The following is a 4,583-nucleotide window of genomic DNA, read 5'->3' on the forward strand; positions in this document are numbered from 1 at the left end:
ACACGTGCCGAGGACACGGCCGGGCGGAGTATTTTGCGGATTGTCTGCAGAATGGGCGTTCCGCCGGGAGCCCGCGGGAGTGCACCCGGGGTTGACTACTCTCCGGAGCCGCCCGGCGACGCGGCGATGCCCGCGGAAGCCTTCGTTCACGGCTCACCTCTGGCCGAAACACTGCGCATACGCTGGGGAATCGGGCACACCGGGGCAGGATCCGGAGGATTTGCCACACCTTGGGGTCCACTCGGGTGACTTGTCCACCCATCCCCCCGGACGGGTGACCCGGCCGCGAGCGCCGGCTTGACCGTCACCACCCCGGGGGCGACCCCGATTCACCGCTTTGCCGACTCGCATCACCGGCGCGTCGGTTCGACGGCGAGGCCCTGACACCGCGCAGCCCCCTCCACCGCGCGGTGCCGTCCGCGCAGCTTTGCACACGCGAATACTCTGGTCCGAACCTACGTGAGCGGCGGCGCGGAGGCGAGCGGTGGGCGATAACGATGTGAAGACTCTCGTCGGAAGATACGCAAGTGCAGTGGGTGAAAGGAGTGGCCCGCGAGTGGCATGGGCCGACCGGGGGTATAGGCCGGGATCTGTCCTCTTCCGCGTCTGGCGTCGCACCATGACGACGACCGCGAAGATCACGTGGGACGCGGCGAACGCGCGCCGGGCGGAGCGGCAGTTCCTGGCCGGACCGGCCGGGACCGGCACACCGGTCGCCGAGGTGGCCGGCGCGATGCCGGGCGCGCACGCGCAGGTGCTCTCCGCGGCCGAGGTGTCGGTGGGGATGCGGGCGGACGGGGTCACGCGGGCGGACGTACGGGCCGCACTGTGGGACGACCGGTCCCTGATCAAGACGTACGGCCCGCGCGGCACCGTGCATCTCCTCCCGGCCCGGGAACTCCCCCTCTTTTCGGCGGCCTTGACCGCGGTGCCGACCGGCCCGAGCCCGTTCCCGCCCGGCGTACGGCTCACCGAGGAGCAGGCGGGCCAGGTCGTCACGGCGATCGGCGACGCACTCGACGGCAGGTTCCTCACCCTCGACGAACTGTCCGAGGAGGTCGTCGCCCGCACGGGTTCCTGGGCCGGCGGCCGCGTGACCCCCGCGTTCCAGGATCTGTGGCCGTGCTGGCGCCAGGTGATGCACCGGGCCGGCTGGGCGGGCACGCTGTGCTTCGGCCCGAACCGGGGGCGCAAGGCGACGTACACCCGCCCGCTGCCCGGGGACCTGGAGGCGGACCCGGGCGACACCGGGCACACGGGAGAGACAGTGCATGCCTTCGTCCACCGCTATCTGCACGCGTACGGCCCGGCGACGCCGCAGTACTTCGCGCGCCGGCTGGCGGCGCCGCCCGGCTGGGCCACGGCGCTGTTCGGCGAACTGGCCGCGGTGGGCCGCATCGAGGAGGTCCGCTTCGAGGGGACACCGGCGTGGGTGGCGGCGGGCGACACCGACTTCCCGGACGGCCCGCCACGGGGTGTGCGCCTGCTCCCCTATTTCGACGCGTACGTCATCGCCGGACAGCCCCGCGAGCGGTTGTTCCCCGGAGCGGCGTACCAGCGGACCCTCGGGGGCGGGCAGGCGGGCAACTACCCGGTGCTGCTCGTCGACGGTGTCGTGGCGGGGGTGTGGCACCAGCGGCGCCGGGGCCGTCGTACGACCGTCACGGTCGAGCCGCTCGTCCGGCTGACGGCACGGCAGGAACGGGAGCTGGGCGAGCAGGTGGAGCGGGTGGGTGAGGTGCTGGAAGCGACGCCGGAGCTGGTGGTGAGGGAGGTGACGGTGGGTCCGCACACGTGACCGGGCGGTCGTGGGCGTCGCCGCATCCGTGTGCCGAAGTCATGCGTCATCCGGGCTTGCGAGCCTCGAAGAGGTGGCGGGTGCTGTGGGCGACGAAGGGGCCCTCGGCGCGGATGCGCTCGTGCAGCTCCCGCAGTCGCGGTTCGTACGCCTCGACGGTGAAGCCGGGGACCATCCAGACCACCTTGCGCAGGAAGTGCACGACCGCGCCGATGTCCTGGAACTCCATCCGCAGCCGCTCCGCCCGCAGATCGACGACGTCGAGCCCGGCGGCCTCGGCGTCGGCGCGCTCACGGTCGGGATGGCGGGCACTGCGCACACCGTCCGGCTGGGGCCCGAGGAAGTACTCGACGAGTTCGAAAGCGCTGCTCGGGCCGACGTGCTGGGCGAAGTATGTCCCGCCGGGCCGGAGGACGCGGGTGATCTCGTCCCAGTGCGGGCGGACCGGATGGCGGCTGACGACCAGGTCGAAGGCACCGTCGGCGAAGGGCAGCGGGTCGTCCTCGGCAGCGGCGACGACGGCGACGCCGTGCGGGCGGAGCAGGGCGGTGGCCCTGGCGACGTTGGGGGGCCAGCCTTCGGTGGCGACGCTGAGGAGGGGCGGCTTCGGGGCGGGGGCCGTGGCGAGGGCGAAGTCCAGCACCTCTCCTCCCCCGGTCTGCACGTCGAGCACCGCACTCGCCCGGCCGAGACGCTCGGACATCGAACGGGCGTATCCCCAGGAGGGACGTGCTTCGGTCGCCCGCCCTTCGAACCAGGAGAAGTCCCAGCCTTCTGTCGGGACGGAGGCCCCTTCGGCGAGGAGGTCTTCGAAGGTGGCGGGGTGCGTGTTCCGGTGCTCTGCCATGGAGGGATGGTGGCGGGGGGTGGACGGGGACGTCACGCGATTTCTGCTCACGCGAGGACGAGCATGACGTGTTCGTTGTCCCCGTGCCGGACGGTGCCGGTCCGCTGGAAGCCATGCTTCTCGAGGAGGCGCACGGAGCCGGTGTTGTCGCCGGCGGGGTCGGCGTGCAGGGGCCGGTTCCGCTCCCGCTCCAGGAAGAGGGCGAGGGCGCGGCTGCCGATGCCGCGGCCCCAGTAGGGGCGTCCGAGCCAGTACCCGAGGAAGCGGCGGTCCGCGTCCCACCAGGCGACGATGCTGCCGGCGACTTCACCGTCGACGGTCACGGCCTGCACGAAGACGGTGTCGTCCCCGAGGACCTTGGTCTTCCAGTGCCGCAGGAACGCCTCCCGCGGCCGAGGGGTGAACCTCGACCGCCGAACGGCTTCCGGATCGTGCTCGTACGCCAGGAAGAACTCGAGGTCGGCTTCCACCACGTCGCGCAGACGCACGTCCACGTCGTCATCGCTCATGCCGGGAGTCTGGCAGCGACCACTGACATTGATGCTGATACTCAGGTTCCGCTGGTCGTGGCTCGGGCACTGACTGACGTCCTGCTGGGCTGTCCTCCCGTTGTTCTGTCCGGCCGCCGGGACCTGTTCTCATGGCAACGGGCCTCAGGGGACGAGCGGACGCACCTCTTCCGCCGCGAACCGCACGAACCCCTCCGGGTCGGGTTCGTCCGCCGTCGGTTGCAGGACGACGCTGTCGGCCCCGGCCTCGACCAGCCGTTCGACGGCCTTCGCGACGGCTCCGGCGTCTCCGGCGACCCCGAGGTCCGGTACGGAGTCGAGACCCTCGGCGACGAGTTCCGCACGCAACCGGGTGTCGGCGTCGGGCCCGGTGGCGGTGAGCAGATAGACGACGACGGGGTCCTTCGGCACCCGGACGCGGACGCCCTCGGGCGCCTCGGCGGTGAGCCTGCCGCGGGCGTCGGCGGGGCGCAGCGATCCGAGCCGGGCGGTCAGCCGCTCGGTCCGGCCGGTCTCGACGTCCGCCCGGTCGCGGGGCAGGCCGAGGGAGACGGCGGGGGAGTCGGTGAACCAGGGGATGAGGTGGTGCACGCGGGAGGGCGCGGGACCGGTGACCCGCAGGGCGTCGGCGCGGGTCCCGAGCCGCACCTCGGTCGCCCCGGACCGGTCCAGCCGGCCCGCCTCACGCCAGCCCTGCCCCGGCACATGCACCTCGACGCCGCCCTCGGTGCCCGGCTCGGTCAGGGCCGTCACGGCGGTCAGCGCCCGGGGCTGCGGGAGGCGCAGGGCGCGGCCGTCACCGGGGTTGCGGGGCGGCTCGTGGTGGATGCCCGACCAGGCCGCGTACGACTTCTGCGCCCGCTGCAGGAAGGGGTCCAGCACGTCCGTGCCGACCTCGACCGGTGCCGACTCCAGCCGGGCCCGCAGCGCGCCGAGCCTGCGGTACGCCCTGCAGGCCGCCGCCGCGTCCCCGGCGCGCTGCGCGTCCAGCATGCCGAGCGCGGCCGTGCCCGCCTCGCCGTACGACGCCAGCTGCTCCGACCAGGGGGCGACCTCGGAGCCGAGGCCGCTTCCGGACAGTCGCCGGGGCAGCTCGCGCAGCACGGTGAAGGCCTCGCGCAGCCGCCGCGCGGCGTCACCGCCGGTGCCCGCGCCGCCCGCCGTGTGGGACTCCCAGTACGCCTCGGTCAGCGGGCGCAGATACGCCGACTCCTCGTCGTCCAGGACCGACGACGCGTCGTTGCCGGCCAGCGCGGCCAGGGCCTGCTCGCGACGCCGGTCCCCGCCCGCGAGGTCGGCGATCGCGGCACGCCAGGACTCCCCGGGCCGGTAGGCGCGCGGGTTCCAGGCGTAGTCGGCGGCGGTGAACAGCGGGATGCGGGACGCCTCCGGCTGCTGCATCGCATTGGCCAGCAGGGCGGCCGACGAG

General features: G+C 73.3%; 3 protein-coding genes and 2 pseudogenes. 1 reads left to right on the forward strand and 4 read right to left on the reverse strand.

Translation table 11 applies throughout. The features are described 5' to 3' along the window. Positions 1–619: 619 nt before the first annotated feature. Complete coding sequence (locus ABZ281_RS39015; protein WP_356662742.1) at positions 620–1,798, forward strand: winged helix DNA-binding domain-containing protein; 1,179 nt, start codon at positions 620–622, stop codon at positions 1,796–1,798. 46 nt (positions 1,799–1,844) lie between these two features. On the opposite strand, the gene ABZ281_RS39020 is transcribed toward ABZ281_RS39015, so the two are convergent. From ABZ281_RS39020 to ABZ281_RS39035, 4 genes and pseudogenes are all read right to left on the reverse strand, one after another. After that, positions 1,845–2,645 carry a class I SAM-dependent methyltransferase gene (locus tag ABZ281_RS39020; protein ID WP_356662743.1) on the reverse strand — a complete coding sequence of 267 codons (801 nt, stop codon included), beginning with the start codon at positions 2,643–2,645 and terminating at the stop codon, positions 1,845–1,847. A 47-nt stretch (positions 2,646–2,692) separates the two neighbouring features. Next, entirely contained in the window at positions 2,693–3,154 is a 462-nt protein-coding gene (locus ABZ281_RS39025) for a GNAT family N-acetyltransferase (protein WP_356662744.1), read from the reverse strand. A 144-nt stretch (positions 3,155–3,298) separates the two neighbouring features. Next, positions 3,299–3,550 (reverse strand): annotated as a pseudogene (locus tag ABZ281_RS39030) (LLM class flavin-dependent oxidoreductase); the annotation flags it as partial. A 528-nt stretch (positions 3,551–4,078) separates the two neighbouring features. After that, positions 4,079–4,555: pseudogene (locus tag ABZ281_RS39035) on the reverse strand (beta-N-acetylglucosaminidase domain-containing protein); the annotation flags it as partial. Positions 4,556–4,583 lie beyond the last annotated feature (28 nt).

This window comes from Streptomyces sp. NPDC006265, from assembly GCF_040613555.1.
GTDB lineage: Bacteria > Actinomycetota > Actinomycetes > Streptomycetales > Streptomycetaceae > Streptomyces.

Excerpts from the sequence above, each read along its gene's own strand:
- ABZ281_RS39015 (WP_356662742.1), top strand. The coding sequence starts at position 620 with ATGACGACGACCGCGAAGATCACGTGGGACGCGGCGAACGCGCGCCGG.
- ABZ281_RS39025 (WP_356662744.1), bottom strand. The coding sequence starts at position 3,154 with ATGAGCGATGACGACGTGGACGTGCGTCTGCGCGACGTGGTGGAAGCC.
- ABZ281_RS39020 (WP_356662743.1), bottom strand. The coding sequence starts at position 2,645 with ATGGCAGAGCACCGGAACACGCACCCCGCCACCTTCGAAGACCTCCTC.